The organism is Leucobacter sp. VD1, assembly GCF_037150695.1.
Classification (GTDB): domain Bacteria; phylum Actinomycetota; class Actinomycetes; order Actinomycetales; family Microbacteriaceae; genus Leucobacter.
In genome coordinates this window covers 381,494-396,523 of the sequence record NZ_JBBCPO010000003.1, presented here as the reverse complement: position 1 = coordinate 396,523, position 15,030 = coordinate 381,494, and the positions used below count along the sequence as shown (strand labels likewise).

Sequence of the window (15,030 nt, the reverse complement as noted above, 5' to 3'; positions counted from 1 at the left end):
TGCGCGACCACCCCGTGCGCGTCGGCATCGACGCTGTGCGCGGCAGCGTCACCGCGAGTGCGCCGCGCCGCGCAGGGCAGGGCACGACGTCGTCGAATTCAACGGGGGTTCCCTCGGCTGGACGGCGATCCCGGGCAACGAACCCGTCATCGTGGAATAGCGGATCGCGACGGCAGCCTCCACAATAGAAGCTGCGATCCGCGACCGCGGAACCTGGACCGAAGGAGAACCGCCATGTGCCAGCGAGTGAGCTGCCAGAACTGCGAAAAGCCGAGCTGGGTGGGCTGCGGCGAACACGTCGAAGAAGCCCTGGCTGGTGTGCCCGCCGCCGAGCGGTGCAGCTGCCCTCGCTAACCACCGGCCTCCGCACTTCACGCACCGATCGACGTTGGTGTACCTCGATTCCCTGATTCGAGGTGCACCAACGTCGATCGGTGCTGTTGCGTGAGCGCTGACGTGGGGAGACTCGGGGTGGCAGGCGCGGCGCGCGGGGTGGCAGGCGCGGCGCGCGGGCACTCGGGTGCCTGGCGCTCTAGCGGTCGGCACGCTCGTCGCGCTCGGCACGCGGCGCACGGGGCGGGCCCTGGTGCTCTAGCGGTCGTCGAGCGCCTGGCCGCGCCGGTCTACCAGACCCCATGCGGCACCCGCCGCGACGAAGAAGAACACCGCGAACACCGCGAACGTCAGGCCCGCTCCCCCGACAACGAGCATCAGGGGCACAACGAGCGGCGCGACGATGGAAGCGATCCGCCCCACTCCGGCCGCCCAACCCGCGCCGGTGGCGCGCAGTGAGGTCGGATAGATCTCCGGGGTCACCGCGTAGAGCGCACCCCACGCCCCCAGGTTGAAGAACGACAGTGCCATACCTGAGGCAATAATCGCCGCCTCGGCGTGCACCGTGCCGAACACCACCGCTGAACCCGCAGAGCCGAGCAAGAACACCGACAGCGTGAGCCGCCGCCCCCACACCTCAATGAGCCAGGCCGCCACCGCATAGCCCGGCAGCTGAGCGAGCGTGATGATGAGGGTGAAACCGAAGGAGCGCACGAGATCGAAGCCGGCATCGACGAGAATGCTGGGGATCCAGATGAACGCGCCGTAGTAGGCGAAATTGACGCAGAACCAGACCAGCCAGATCGATGCCGTGCGCAGACGGAACTCGGGCGACCAGAGCGCCGCGACCCGCGACCGCGCCGCGACATTCGCCCCCGACAGCCCGCTGCCTGCGACGTCTGGCGCAGCACCGGCACCCACCGCAGGCACCGGTGATGTGCGGGAAGCCCCTGCGGATGCCTCGAACTGCGCGACGATCCGCTCAGCTTCTGCGGTGCACCCCCGGCCGGCGAGCCAGCGCGGAGACTCGGGCAGCCCCCAGCGCACCACGAGGGCGTACACAGCGGGGATCGCACCCAGCGCGAAAGCCCAGCGCCAGCCGTTCTCTGAGGCGGGCACCACGAAGTAGCCGATAAGCGCCGCAGCGGTCCACCCCACCGCCCAAAAGGCTTCGAGAATCACGATGAGTCGCCCACGGATACGGGCGGGTGCGAACTCGCTCACATAGGTCGAGGCGACGGGCAGCTCAGCCCCGAGCCCCAGGCCCACGAAGAAACGCAGCACGAGCAGCATCGCGATGCCGCCGACAAGCGCGCTGGCCCCCGTCGCCACACCGTAGACCAGCAACGTGATCGCGAACACCTGACGGCGGCCCAGACGGTCGGCGAGCAGGCCGCCGAGGCTCGCGCCGATCGCCATGCCAAGAAAGCCCACCGAGGCGATGAGGCCACTCTCTCCTTTCGAGATGCCCCACTGCTGCACCAGCGCGGCAATGATGAAGGAGATGAGGCCGACGTCCATTGCGTCGAGCGCCCACCCCAGCCCCGAGCCCGTCAGCACGCGCCCGTGCTTGCGGGTGAAGGGCAGTGCGTCGAGGCGCTGCGAGAGGGAGGGGCCGGATTCGCTCATGATTCACATGTTAGAGGCGACCCCCGACATTCACGCGCGCCGGTAGCTGAGATCGCGGATCTCGCGACCCTTCTCGGCGCCCTTCTGCTCGAAGGCGGTGAGCACGCGCCCGTCAAAGCGATCCGCCCACTCCCCCGTGAAGTTGCGCGTAAAGCCCGGGGCCGCGTCGAGCACCTCACGCATCTGCTCGGCGTAGTCCTCCCAGTCGGTTGCGAGGCGCAGCACGCCGCCAGGTTGCAGCGCGCGGTGCGCGATGCGCGCGAAGTCGTCGCTCACGAGGCGGCGCTTCTTGTGGCGCTCCTTCTTCCAGGGGTCGGGGAAGAACACCCAGATCTCCGACACCGAGCCCTCGGGGAGGTATTTCTCGAGCAGTTCGGGGGCGTTGACCTCGGCGAGGCGCAGATTGTCGAGCTCGGCGAGCTCGGCGCGGATCATGGTGCGCGCGAGCCCGGCGCGGAACACCTCGACCGCGAGGAAGTCGGTGTCGGGCCGCGTCTCGGCAGCGTGCAGAATCGCGTGCCCCTGGCCCGATCCGACCTCGACAACCAGCGGCGCGATCCGCCCGAAAATCTGCTGCGGATCCCCTGTCGCTCCGTCTGCGACGCTCGTGGCGGCGGCCCCGTGCGGAATATCGAGCACGTACTTCGCACGGTGCTCCTCCCAGGCCCGCACCTGCGAAGGGGTCATGCGACCGCTACGGCGCACGAAGGAGACGGGCTTATCGCGGAAGGTCGAGGGGTCAAAGCTCTTGTGTGGCAGGGGCTGCTGGTCAGTCACCCATCTACGGTAGCCCACTGCAGGCGGTCGCGGCGTGGCCCTCTGATGTGACACGAGGCGGGAGAGCGCCGCGCTCCGTCGGTGCGGAATTGGAAAAAGGGGCAGGAGTGAGAGAGCAGCACCCCGGCGGTACCATGGAGGCACACGTCGACGCGGAGGGAACGCACCATGTCCAGAAGGCTGCTCCTGGTAAACGGCCCGAACCTCAACCTGCTCGGCACGCGCGAGCCCGAGATCTACGGCGCGGACACCCTCGCAGACGTCGAGGCGCTCGTCGAGCGCACCGCCGCGGCCTTCGGCCTTGAGGTACGCGCGGTGCAGTCGAACCACGAGGGCGCGCTCATCGACGCGATCCACGCCGCACGCGAGGAGTGCGCTGCGATCATCATCAACCCCGCCGCCTTCACCCACACCTCGGTGGCGATCCGCGACGCGCTCTCGGGCGTCGGGCTGCCGATCGCGGAGGTGCACATCTCGAATGTGCACGCGCGCGAGGAGTTCCGCCACCGCTCCTTCGTGTCGGATATCGCGAGCTGCGTGATCGTCGGGTGCGGCGTGCAGGGATACGAGTTCGCGGTGCGCCGTCTCGCGGTGCTCCTCTCCGACTAGGCCGTACCGGGACGAGCCGGAAGGGGCACCTGCTGTGGTCGTCGCCGGCGTAGGGGATCTCGCGCCGCTCGAACGCGGATGCGGCGGCTCAGAAGGCGGCGTTCCTCCCGCGGTGCTCGGGATGCTCGAGATGCCATGAGTACAGGTCTCCCGGCCAGCTCGACGGCGGAGCCTTCTCCGGGCAGGCGGACGCCTGCCCGACGACGGCGTCCGCGAGCACGACTTCGATGTCCAGCCGTGGCGCGGTGAGCTCCAGCTCAGCCCGGATCGCGGCGGAGTCCGCGAGCACGTCGTCGCCGAAGTCCATGAGCACGCCGAGCCGGATCGCCCGGGTGAGGCCGCCTCGTGCTTCGGCGATATGCGGGGAAGTGTGGAGCGCGATCGCGTCCCACACTTCCTGCGCGGCGTCGCCCTGCACACCGTGCGTGCCGAGAAATCGCACCGCCTCCCGGGCCCCGACGACCTCGAATCGTTCGGGAGTCTCGGCCCCGGCGACGGTCCCGAAGTCGTGGAACAGGCTCGCAACCCAGAGGAGGTCGGGGTCGATCCGGAGCTGTTCGAACTCGGAGATGCGTGTCGCGAGCTCAGCGACGCGCACGGAATGGTGGAGCACGGGCTCCGTGAGATGCGCGGAGACGTGGGCGGCGGCGCTCTCGACGAGGCTCGAACGCGGAAGGGACACGGTGGGCTCCTGTCTCAACACGGATGACGGCACAACTGCGCTCGCCTGACCATACGAAAGACCGGGATGCTCCGGCAAGCCACGACCCGCCGTCAGCTGATCCGCCCCTTCCCGCTCTTCTGGGAATTGAGTCGGCCCGCAAGTATAGACCCGGCCCGGAATGCGCGCGAACCGTCGGCAGACTCGGTACGAATAGGCCGACTCGAAGCGGGGCGGGGCGGGGCGGGGCAGCCCCTACGGCGCCGTCACGAACACGTCGAAGAGCTGCGGGTTGTGGGCGTGCACGAGCACGGCAAACACCACCGCGTCGAAGAGCAGGTGCACGGTCACGACATAGGCAAGCGAGTGCGTGCGCAGGAAGATGATGCCCTGCACGAGCGCGAACGGGATCGTGAGCAGCGGGCCCCAGGCACGATAGCCGAGTTCCCACAGAAACGACACGAAGACGATCGCCTGCAGCACGTTCGCGAGCCAGGGAGGGAAGTGCCGCAGCAGCACCGCGAACACGGTGCAGATGAAAAACAGCTCATCCCAGATGCCGACGGCGCCGACGCCGACGAAGAGGCGGGCGATGAGGTCGCCGTCATCGACGGCGGGCCAGTTGCGGTACACGCCGGAGCCGATGAAATACCAGGGCAGGATGAGCCACCCCAGCACGAGCACCGCCGCAAGCCACGACCAGTGCAGTCGCCCCCAGCGCTGGCCCGCCCGCCACGGGAAGGCAACGGCGCGGTCGCGGTACCCCCAGCGCGAGACGGCGTAGGGCACGGCGACGGCACCGCCCAGGGCGAGGGTGAACTTCAGCATCGACCAGTTGTCGAGTTCGGCGGCGAGCGGAATGGTGCGCACGATGAGCAGGCCGATCGCGATGAGGGAAAGGTCGCGCAGCAGGCTGGGCATGCGGGGGGCGGATGCGGCTCGATCGGCGGCTGATCGCGCTCCCGCGGTGGCGGATCCCGCAGCTGCGCCGGGCTCAGCGCTCCGGGGGCGGCTCGACACCGCCCAAGCGGTGAGCATGCCGCCCGCGAGCAGCGCGATGCCGAGCAGCGGCAGCTCGGCGACGAAAAATGCCGGTGCGGCGAGCACGGTGAGCAGGGCTGCGATCACCGCTCCCGGCTGCAGCTGCGATCCCGCTGTGGTGCTCGGCATGCCTCTCAGGCTAGCGCCTGGCGGCGCTCGTCGCGGACCGAAAGTTCTCGGTACGCACCGATCAGGAATGAAGAAGTGCAATGTCGGAGGCCCGCGCTACGCTTTCCCCATGACCGAGGAACGCACCACCGCACACCCTGCTGACAGCCATGACCGCATCAGGGTGCAGGGTGCTCGCGAGCACAATTTGAAGAACGTGAGCGTCGAGCTGCCCAAGCGCCGGCTCACGGTCTTCACAGGGGTTTCGGGCTCGGGCAAGAGTTCGCTCGTGTTCAGCACCATCGCCGCTGAGTCGCAGCGCCTCATCAACGAGACCTACAGCGCCTTCGTGCAGGGCTTCATGCCTTCGCAATCGCGCCCAGACGTCGATGTGCTCGAGGGGCTGACCACGGCGATCATCGTCGATCAGGAGCGCATGGGCGCCAATCCGCGCTCGACCGTGGGCACCGCCACCGATGTGAATGCGATGCTGCGCATCGTGTTCTCGCGGCTCGGCCAACCGCGCATCGGTTCACCCAACGCGTTCTCTTTCAACGTGGCTTCGGTGAGCGGCGCCGGTGCAGTCACGCTCGAGAAGGGCGGCAAGACGGTGAAGGAGCGCCGCAGTTTCGAGATTCTGGGTGGCATGTGCGCCGTCTGCGAGGGTCGCGGCTCGGTGAGCGACTTCGCCCTCGACGAACTTTACGATGCTGACAAGTCCCTCTCGGAGGGGGCGTTGAAGGTGCCCGGCTACAGCATGGACAGCTGGTGGGGGCGGCTGTTCGCCGATCTCTTCGACATGGACAAGCCGATCCGCGACTTCACACCCGCCGAGCTCGACGACCTCCTTCGTAAAGAACCCACAAAGATCAAGGTCGAGGGCGTCAACCTCACCTATGAGGGGCTCATCCCTCGCATTCAGAAGTCGATGCTCTCCAAAGATCGCGAGGCGATGCAGCCCCATATCCGGGCGTTCGTGGATCGCGCGATCGTGTTCCACGCCTGCCCCGGCTGCGACGGCACCCGCCTCAACGAGACCGCCCGTTCCTCGAAGATCCATGGCTGTTCGATCGCCGATGTGTGCGCGATGCAGATTTCAGACCTTGCCGAGTGGGTGCGCGGCATCGACGATCCCGGCATGGCACCGCTCATCGCGAAACTCTGCGAAACTCTCGACTCCTTCGTGCAGATCGGTCTCGGCTACCTGAGTCTCGATCGCCCCACGGGCACCCTCTCCGGCGGCGAGTCGCAGCGCACGAAGATGATCCGCCACCTCGGCTCCCCCATCACCGACGCCACCTACGTCTTCGACGAGCCCTCCATCGGCCTGCACCCGCACGACATCCAGCGCATGAACCAGCTGCTGCTGAAGCTGCGCGACAAGGGCAACACGGTGCTCGTCGTCGAGCACAAGCCCGAAATGATCGCGATTGCAGACCACGTGGTCGATCTCGGGCCCCGGGCCGGCGCCGACGGCGGCGAGATCTGCTTCGAGGGCACCGTCGATGCGCTGCGCGCCTCTGGCACGCTCACCGGCCAGCACCTCGACGACCGCGCTCGTCTGAAAGACGCGGTGCGCAGCTCATCAGGAGCGATCGAGGTGCGAGGGGCGGATCGCCACAACCTGCAGGGGGTCGACGTTGACGTGCCGCTCGGCGTGCTGTGCGCGATCACCGGCGTGGCCGGCTCAGGCAAGAGCTCGCTCGTCCACGGCTACGTGTCGAATCGTGACGGTGTTGTGGCGGTCGACCAGGGCGCGATCAAGGGCTCGCGCCGCTCGAACCCTGCCACCTACACGGGCCTTCTCGATCCCGTGCGCACCGCGTTCGCGAAGGCGAACGGCGTGAAGCCGGCACTCTTCAGCGCGAACTCAGAGGGTGCCTGCCCCGAGTGCAAGGGGGCGGGCATCATCTACACCGACCTCGGCATGATGGCGACAATGGAGAGCGTGTGCCAGGTGTGTGACGGCAAACGCTATGACGCCGAGGTGCTGCAGTACACATTCGGCGGCAAGAACATCGCCGAGGTGCTCGATCTGTCGATGGCTGAGGCACTGGAGTTCTTCTCGGCACCGGAATCGAAGATTCCGAAGGCGGTGAAGATTCTCAGCAGGCTCGTCGATGTCGGCATCGGCTACATCAAGCTGGGCCAGGCACTCTCGACGCTGTCCGGCGGCGAACGGCAACGCCTCAAGCTCGCCATCCACATGCTCGAAGACGCCGAGGTCTACGTGCTCGATGAGCCCACCACGGGACTGCACCTCGCCGATGTCGAGCAGCTGCTGGGCTTGCTCGACAGGCTCGTCGACGCGGGCAAGAGCGTGATCGTGATCGAGCACCATCAGGCGGTCATGGCCCACGCCGACTGGATCATCGATATCGGGCCGGGGGCCGGGCAGCAGGGCGGCACTATCGTGTTCGAGGGCTCGCCGCGGGATCTCGTCGAGTCGCGTGCGACACTGACCGGCGAGCACCTTGCCGAGTACGTGGGTGCCGTGACCTGAGTCGCGGCGCCCCGGCACCGCACTGCAGCTTCGGCCCGCACCACCCGCGTTTAGCGCTCCGCAGGTTCCCGGCGGGTGGCCTTGTCGCGGTACATCTCGCGGTCGGCTCTCGCGATCACCAGCCCCAGCTTCTCCTCGGGCCGCCACTCGACCAAACCCCATGACCAGGGGTGGGTGCTCTGCTTGTTGAGTCGCTCCATGACCTTGCGCCCGGTGGTCTCATCGGTTTCTGGCAGCACCACCACGAACTCGTCACCGCCGAGCCGGGCGATGATGTCGCTCTCGCGCAACTGCGACTTCCACTGCATCGCGAGATCGCGCAGCACATGGTCGCCGGCGCTGTGCCCCTTCGTGTCATTGACCTGCTTGAAACGATCGAGGTCGATCATCGCCACGCTCACGGGGTGCTCAAAGCGGGTGGCGCGCGCTCGCTCGACGTAAGCGCGATCGATGAGCCCCTGCCGGTTCAGCAGACCGGTGAGGCCGTCGCGGTGCGTCTCAAGCTTGAAGCGCTTCTGGGCGTAGATGCCGGCTTCCAGGCAGAGCCACACGAAGATGAGGATCTTGAGCAGGTTGCGCCCGCCGTAGAAGACGTCGGCTCCGACATGACCGATCACCGCTGCGGAGAGCACCGCCACGAGCACAACGGCTTCGATGATTCTCGCCGCGAGCGGCTTCAGAAAAATGCCGAGGTAGAGCGCAAGCACCGGCATCTGAATGACGGAACCGACAGTGTTGTCTGGTGAGCGCAGCACCGTGAAGTCGAGCACCATCAGCACGCCGTTAGCGGCGACGATCACGGCTGCCGGCCACAGGCCGAAACGGTCGCCCAGCAGCAGAAAGCCGATCGCGCCAATCACGGAGAGGACCATCACCACGATCGTGAGGGGCACGCCGAGTCGGGGGCCGCCATCCAGCAGCATGTCAGCCAGCAGCAGCACAGCGAAGACTCCGCACAGCGTCGCGGTTGCGACGGAGTACATCGTGGCACGCTCGCGGACGTTCGCCAGTACACCCGCCCCGCTGCTCATCTGCGATTCCCCTATCTTCCACACACCTGTGTAGCATCTCTATCCTACGGTGCAAAAGACGCTTATCGCTGGGCTATGAAAGGCCTGGGATCTGGCTGGGAACAGGGAATCTTCCGATTCGGCGAGTCGACGACGCTGACTACTCGAGCTCCGCTGCCCCGGCTGCGGCCAAGCGGCGGCGCACCTCATCGATGGGGATCTCGTGCCCGATCCGCCCCTCCGGCCCGCGGCGCGTCGTAGCGCGCAACACCGAATTGATCAGTGCCTCCTCAACCGCGAGCATAGTGGCGTGAAACAGGGGCGAGAGATCTTCGTCGCGCGGCGGCGCGACCGGCTCCGCAGTCGAGAACGCGATCGCGTAGTCACCGCTGCCCTGATCAAAGTCGGCACCCACTCCGCGCATCGCGTAGACCGCGCGACGCGCGACGCGTGCAAGCTGGCGAGACTCAAGCGGCGCGTCGGTTGCAACAACGATCATGCAAGAATTGCCGATCGTCTCGGCCGAGGGCTCGGGCAACATCTCGGCCGCTGGCATCGGTACTCCCGCGATCCGCAGCATGCCAGTGAAATTGCTCTGCACGATCGCACCGACCGTGTACGGAGTCTCGCCGATCGCGGCGAGACGCGACGCAGTGCCGATGCCACCCTTGTAGCCGAGCGCGGTGGTGCCCGTGCCTGCGCCCACACACCCCTCGGCGACGGGGCCACTAGAAGCCGAAGCGAGTGCCTCGGCAACCTGCTCAGGCCCCACAGGGCGGTCGCGGATCGCCGAAAGCGCGCCGTCGTTCGTTTCGCCGACAACAGGATTGATCGTGGTCGTCTGCTCGTGACCCGGCTGCGTGAGCAGCTGTGCCACCAGTGCATCGGCGACCCGGAACGCCGACAGCGTGCTCGTCAGTAGGATCGGAGTCTCAATCGCGCCGAGCTCCTGCAGCTGCGTCGCACCCACGATCTTGCCGTAGCCATTGCCCACCGCCAGCGCGGCCGGCAGCGAACGCCGCTCGGGGGTGAGCTGCTCCGGCACAATCGCGGTGACGCCCGTGTTGTAACGCTCGTCCGAGATCGTCGCATGCCCCACCCGCACGCCTGCCACGTCGGTGATCGCATTGATCGGGCCTCGGGCATATTTGCCCGACCCGATCCCCAGCTCATCCAGCCGAGGCCTCTCCTGCGCCGTTATGCGCTCCATCGTTCGATCTCCTCATTTTGTTTGCTGCTCGAGTGGGTCAGAGCCCACTGCACTGCCGCCTGCGCCAGCACCTCGGTCGAGTCGACTACAGGGACCGCAAGACCCTCCGCAGCGGCGAGCGCGACCGGAATCTCAGTGCACCCCGCAATCACCACGCCAGCGCCACGCTCGGCAAGCTCGGCAACCGCTGCGCACAGCGTTTGCGCCGCGGCAGCGCTGACAGGGTCGCCCTTCACCTGGCGGATCGCCTCCATCACCCGAGCCTGCTGAGCAGCATCGGGCACGAGCAGCGGTTCATCACGCTGAGCGAAAGCTTCCTCGTACAGCCGTGCCCGGATCGTGCCATCGGTGGCGAGCAACCCAGCCCGTCCCCCGGGCTCCAACATCTCCCACACCCGATTCCGCGTCTCGAGCACCATGTCGAGCACCGGAATACCCACCGCTGCCCTGATCTCCGGGAGAAAGGCGTGGGCGGTGTTGCACGGCACCGCGATGACATCGGCTCCGGAGCGCTCCAGCATCCGCGCACCAGCCGCAAGCTGCGGGCCGGGGTGAGGCCCGCTCGCAAGAAGGGCCCCGGTGCGATCAGGAATCGAAGGATCCGACCAGATCAGCGTGCGGGGGTGATCCTGGTCGCGCTGCGCGGGTGTGGCCTGCACGATCTTCGCGTAGAAGTCGGCGGTCGCCGCCGGCCCCATCCCGCCCAGCACCCCGATCACCGCGCGGTCGCCCCCGCGGATCGCGCTCACCGGACCCGATCCAGGAAGCCCCGGATCCGCTGCGAGTCGCTGCCGGAAAGCACGCTCTCCGGGGTGCCATGCTCAAGCACCTTGCCCTCATCGAAGAAGCTGAGCGTGTCACCCACCTCCCGCGCGAAGCCGATCTCGTGCGTCACCACGATCATCGTCATACCGCCATCCGCGAGCTGACGCATTGTCTCCAGCACCTCATCGACAAGCTCGGGGTCAAGGGCGCTCGTCGGCTCATCGAAGAGAATCAATTCCGGGTCCATCGCCAACGCCCGCGCAATAGCGACGCGCTGCTGCTGCCCGCCCGAAAGCTGGTGCGGCTTCTTACGCATGTGATCCGCGAGCCCCACACCAGCGAGCTCCTGTTCGGCGCGGGCGTGCGCTTCTGCCTTCGACATGCGCTTCACGTGGATCAGGCTCGCCGCGACGTTTTCGATCGCGTCGTAGTGGCCGTACAGGTTGAAGCGTTGAAAGACCATGCCGATCCGCGACCTGAACTTCGCAAGCTGCGCGTCAGACCACTCGTGATACTTCCCACCGCGCAACTCATAGCCCACCTGCTCGCCCTGCACCACCAGGCTGCCGGCGTCGATGGTCTCAAGCGCGTTGATCGTGCGGAGGAACGTCGATTTGCCCGAGCCAGAGGGGCCGATGATGCAGCTCACCTCACCCGCACGCACGGTGAAGTCGACTCCCCGCAGCACCTCGTTTGGTCCGAAAGACTTGCGCACTCCGCGCGCGTCCACCAACAGTTCGCTCATCGCGCCGCCTCCTTCTCAGCCTTCTTGCTCTTGGGCAGGGTGATCGCTCCCGTCGCAGCACGGATCAGCTGCTGGCTGAAGCCCGGGCCGCGCACCAGGCGCACCCGGTCTTCGCCGAAGCGCTTTTCGAGCAGCGACTGCAGATAGGTGGCGATCGCCGTCATGAGCATGTACCAGAGGCTCGCCACAATGAGCAGCTCGATGATGAGGTTGTTCTGCTTGTAAATGCGGCTCGCATTGGTCATCAGGTCATTGCCCGCAACAACCACGATGAGTGAGGTCGTCTTCAGCATCGAGATGAACTCGTTGCCCGTGGGCGGGATGATGATGCGCAGCGCCTGCGGCAGCACGATCAGACGCATGGTCTGGCCCTGAGTCATACCGCCCGCAAGCGCCGCCTCGCGCTGACCGCGGTCGACCGCTTGAATGCCGGCGCGTACCGTCTCAGCGAAGTAGGCGGCGAGGTTGAGCCCGAGACCGAGCAGCGCCGCCACGGAGCCGCTGATGAGCTGGTTCGTGTCCCAGCGCACGCCGATCTGAGTGAACGGTACCTGCAGCGTGATGTAGGGCAGCAGGAATGCCAGGTTGAACCAGAAGATGAGCTGCACGAGCACCGGGGTGCCGCGGAAGAACCAGATGTACCCCTCTGCGATCCACCGCAGCACCGGGTTCTTCGACAGCTTCATCACCGCGAGCACCACACCGAGCACGAGGCCGAGAATCGTGGCCGCGATGCTCACCCAGATGGTGACCACGACGCCCTCGAGAATTCTCGGGGAGAAGAGGTACTCCCAGACCCGATTCCACCTGATGTTCTCGTTGAACACCACGATCGACACGGCCCAGAGCACGGCGGCGACCGCGATGGCTCCCACCACCCATCGGCTGACGTGCAGCCTGGGTGCGATCTCGATCGTCGCGCCTCCTGGCCCTCGGAAGGGTTCTGTTCGAGTGCCGCTCATCGCGGTCCTCCTCTCGGTTCCTGCGTTCTCGTGTGCGATGCCCGCGGTGCGGCTCAGGCGCCGGCGTTGATGGTGGCCTCGTCGATGGCCATGCCCTCGACGCTCCAGGCCTCGAGGATCTCGAGGTAGGTGCCGTTGTCGATGAGCTCCTGCAGCGCGGCCTGGATCGCCTCCGCCAGCTCCTGGTTCGACTTGTCGACACCGAGGCCCCACAGGCTCTCGCCGCCCTCGATCGCGATGGCGTCCATCTTGTTCTCGGGGTCGGCCGCGCGGGCAGCTGCGACGGGGTAGTCGGTGATCGTGGCGACGGCGCGGCCGCTCTGCACCGCGAGGTTGGCGGGCGAGTCGCCGTCGAAGGCGAGGATCTCGTAGGGGGCCTTGCCAGCGGCTTCGCACTCGGCCGAGTACTCCTCGGCGAGACCGGCGGAGGAGCCGGAGTCGACGACGGCGACGATCTTGCCGCAGAGATCGGCGGGAACCTTGATCGACTCGGGGTTGCCGGTGGCGACGAGGAAGGCGTTGCCGGCGCTCACGTAGTTGATGAAGGTGGTGGTCTCGCGGCGCTCGGCGTTGTCGGTCATGGAGCTCGCGAGCACGTCGTAGCGCTTCGAGATGAGACCGGGGATCATCGAGTTGAACTCCTGGTCTTCGATGGTCATCGAGACGCCGAGCGTGCGGGAGATGGCGTGGCCAAGAGCGGGATCGACGCCGATGATGCCCTCACCGTCAGAAGCCCACTCCTCCATGGGCGGGTAGCCGACGGAGGTGACCCAGCGCAGGCCGTCGTTCTTGAACTGCTCGGGCAGCAGCGCCGCAGCCTTCTCAGAGGGCTCGATGCCCTCGATGATGTCTTTGGCCTTCTCCTCGTCGGGCACGGCCATGAACTCGACCTCACCCGAGGCCTTCGCCCCGGAACCCGTATCGCTGAGAGACTGCCCGCCGCAGGCCGTCAGTCCGAGCAGGGCGACCCCCGCGACGATCGCTCCCGAGAGCTGCAGTGCTCGCGTGCTGTTCTTCATCTGGTTCTCCATTCGTGGGTGGTGGATGCGCACCTCGGTGTGCGCGGAGTGGATCCTGCTGTGCAGCGTCAGGCTGCGCAGTGGACGATGCGGCCGCCGACGACGGTGGTGCGCACCGTGATCGCGGGAATCTCGTGCGGTTCGACGGTGAAGATGTCGCGGTCGAGCACGATGAAGTCTGCGAGGAAGCCTGGGGCGAGTCTGCCGACATTGTGGGCGAGGCCCGCGGCTCTTGCGCCGCCCTCGGTGAAGGCCCGCAGCGCTTCGAGCAGGGTGAGCCGCTGCTCGGGCTCGCGGCCGCCGGGGGGCTGCCCCTCGCGGGTTTCGCGGGTGACAGCGGCGTGCACTCCGTAGAGCGGATTCGCGGGTTCGACGGGGGCGTCGGATCCGAAGGCGACGAGCGCCCCCGAGTCGAGCAGCGAGCGCCAGGGGTAGTGGGCGATGTCGCGGTCGCCGAGCAGTTCGATGCTCAGCGGGAAGTCGCTTGTGCAGTGGATGGGCTGCTGCGAGGCGACAACCCCGAGTGCGGCGAATCGTGGCACATCGTCCCAGCGCAGATGCTGTGCGTGCTCGATGCGGTTGGTGAGGCCGGCTGCAGCGGTGAGGTCGCGGTGGCGTTCGTAAGCATCGAGCACGAGGGTGTTGGCGCGGTCGCCGATGGCGTGGGTGGCGACGGCGATGCCGTTGCTGACGGCCCGTTCCACGAGCTCGCAGAGTTCGTCGAAGGGAATCACCTCAATGCCGTGGTTGCCCGGCTCGCCCGTGAAGTCGTCGTGCAGGTGCGCGGTGTGCGATCCGAGCGCGCCATCTGAGAAGAGCTTCACTGGGCCATCGGTGAGCCAGTCGTCACCGCGGCCGGTGCGCCTGCCCTCGGTGATGGCAAGGTCGAGGTCGCTCATCGCGACGCCGATGTGGACGCGGATCGCGAGGCGCCCGTCGGAGCGCAGACGTTCGAGGCCTGCGCGCACGTCTTCACCTTCGAAGTTAGTGATCTGCGTGATGCCGCAGGCGAGGAGGGTCTGCTGGGCGCGTTCGAGGAGCTCGTGCAGCTCGGCGACAAGCGCGGCCTCCGAACAGTCGCGGATGTGGTCGCCCGCGGCTTCGAGCAGGAGGCCGCTCGGTTCGTTGCTGTCGGCCTCGCGCTCGATGCGACCGCCGACGGGGTCTGGGGTTGCGGCATCGATGCCCGCGGCTCGCAGACCCGCGGTGTTCGCCCAGACGGCGTGGCCGTCGACGCTGGGGAGGGACACCGGGCGCTCGCTGAAGAGTGTATCGAGGGCCTGGCGGGTGGGCATCTGACCGGCGGGCCAGAGATTGCGATCCCAGCGGCCGCCGAGCACCCATCCTTCGCCGGGGTGGGTGTCTGCCCAGTTGCGCAGCCGGGTGAGCGTTTCGTCGAGAGAGGCGGCGCCGCGCAGATCGGGCGCTTCGAGCTCACGAGCGAGGTTCCCGATGTGGAAGTGCGCGTCGTGGAAGCCGGGCAACACTACGCCGCCGTCGAGTGCGACGATCTCGGTGTCTGCGGGGGCGAGCTGGCGCAGTTCGGCTTCAGTTCCGAGGGCGACGATGCGCCCGTCGGTGACGAGCATGGCCTCGTACACGGTGTTCTCTGACTCAAGCGAGCGGATCATCCCATGTTGGAACAGTGTGGAAACCAT

13 protein-coding genes are annotated in these 15,030 nt (G+C 67.1%); 2 read left to right on the top strand and 11 right to left on the bottom strand.

The annotated features are described in order from the left end of the window. Positions 1-591 precede the first annotated feature (591 nt). On the bottom strand, positions 592-1,962 hold the full coding sequence (locus tag WFL22_RS10815) for an MFS transporter (protein ID WP_336992781.1): 1,371 nt from the start codon (positions 1,960-1,962) through the stop codon (positions 592-594). A gap of 30 nt (positions 1,963-1,992) precedes the next feature. Then, complete coding sequence (gene trmB, locus WFL22_RS10810) at positions 1,993-2,739, bottom strand: tRNA (guanosine(46)-N7)-methyltransferase TrmB (RefSeq protein ID WP_336651882.1); 747 nt, start codon at positions 2,737-2,739, stop codon at positions 1,993-1,995. A 168-nt stretch (positions 2,740-2,907) separates the two neighbouring features. On the opposite strand from trmB, the gene aroQ reads away from it, so the two are divergent. Beyond that, positions 2,908-3,348: a type II 3-dehydroquinate dehydratase gene (gene aroQ / locus WFL22_RS10805; RefSeq protein WP_336992780.1), complete on the top strand. Its 441-nt coding sequence runs from the start codon at positions 2,908-2,910 to the stop codon at positions 3,346-3,348. An 88-nt stretch (positions 3,349-3,436) separates the two neighbouring features. Here the strand turns inward: aroQ and WFL22_RS10800 are convergent, their stop codons facing one another. Together WFL22_RS10800 and WFL22_RS10795 are read right to left on the bottom strand one after the other, a co-directional pair. Next, positions 3,437-4,030: an HD domain-containing protein gene (locus WFL22_RS10800; RefSeq protein ID WP_336992779.1), complete on the bottom strand. Its 594-nt coding sequence runs from the start codon at positions 4,028-4,030 to the stop codon at positions 3,437-3,439. Positions 4,031-4,264: 234 nt separating this feature from the next. After that, a complete protein-coding gene (locus WFL22_RS10795) occupies positions 4,265-5,179 on the bottom strand; it encodes a CPBP family intramembrane glutamic endopeptidase (protein ID WP_336992778.1) in 915 nt (304 codons plus the stop codon). A 109-nt stretch (positions 5,180-5,288) separates the two neighbouring features. On the opposite strand from WFL22_RS10795, the gene WFL22_RS10790 reads away from it, so the two are divergent. Then, the gene (locus tag WFL22_RS10790; RefSeq protein WP_336992777.1) at positions 5,289-7,661 is read left to right on the top strand and encodes an excinuclease ABC subunit UvrA; all 2,373 of its coding nucleotides are present in this window, start codon (positions 5,289-5,291) and stop codon (positions 7,659-7,661) included. Between the two features lie 50 nt (positions 7,662-7,711). Here the strand turns inward: WFL22_RS10790 and WFL22_RS10785 are convergent, their stop codons facing one another. From WFL22_RS10785 to WFL22_RS10755, 7 genes are all read right to left on the bottom strand, one after another. Continuing rightward, on the bottom strand, positions 7,712-8,692 hold the full coding sequence (locus WFL22_RS10785) for a GGDEF domain-containing protein (RefSeq protein WP_336651887.1): 981 nt from the start codon (positions 8,690-8,692) through the stop codon (positions 7,712-7,714). Positions 8,693-8,831: 139 nt separating this feature from the next. Then, positions 8,832-9,881, bottom strand: a complete 1,050-nt coding sequence (locus WFL22_RS10780; protein ID WP_336992775.1) for a P1 family peptidase — start codon at positions 9,879-9,881, stop codon at positions 8,832-8,834. Further along, a complete protein-coding gene (locus tag WFL22_RS10775; RefSeq protein WP_336992774.1) occupies positions 9,869-10,630 on the bottom strand; it encodes an aspartate/glutamate racemase family protein in 762 nt (253 codons plus the stop codon). The genes WFL22_RS10780 and WFL22_RS10775 overlap by 13 nt, the downstream gene beginning before the upstream one ends. Continuing rightward, positions 10,627-11,391, bottom strand: coding sequence for an amino acid ABC transporter ATP-binding protein (locus WFL22_RS10770; protein WP_336651890.1), 765 nt, complete (start codon positions 11,389-11,391; stop codon positions 10,627-10,629). Before WFL22_RS10770 ends, WFL22_RS10775 begins: the two co-directional genes overlap by 4 nt. Next, complete coding sequence (locus tag WFL22_RS10765; RefSeq protein ID WP_336651891.1) at positions 11,388-12,353, bottom strand: amino acid ABC transporter permease; 966 nt, start codon at positions 12,351-12,353, stop codon at positions 11,388-11,390. Before WFL22_RS10765 ends, WFL22_RS10770 begins: the two co-directional genes overlap by 4 nt. Positions 12,354-12,406: 53 nt before the next feature. Then, positions 12,407-13,372 carry an ABC transporter substrate-binding protein gene (locus WFL22_RS10760; protein WP_336992773.1) on the bottom strand — a complete coding sequence of 322 codons (966 nt, stop codon included), beginning with the start codon at positions 13,370-13,372 and terminating at the stop codon, positions 12,407-12,409. A 68-nt stretch (positions 13,373-13,440) separates the two neighbouring features. After that, positions 13,441-15,030 carry an amidohydrolase gene (locus tag WFL22_RS10755; protein ID WP_336992772.1) on the bottom strand — a complete coding sequence of 530 codons (1,590 nt, stop codon included), beginning with the start codon at positions 15,028-15,030 and terminating at the stop codon, positions 13,441-13,443.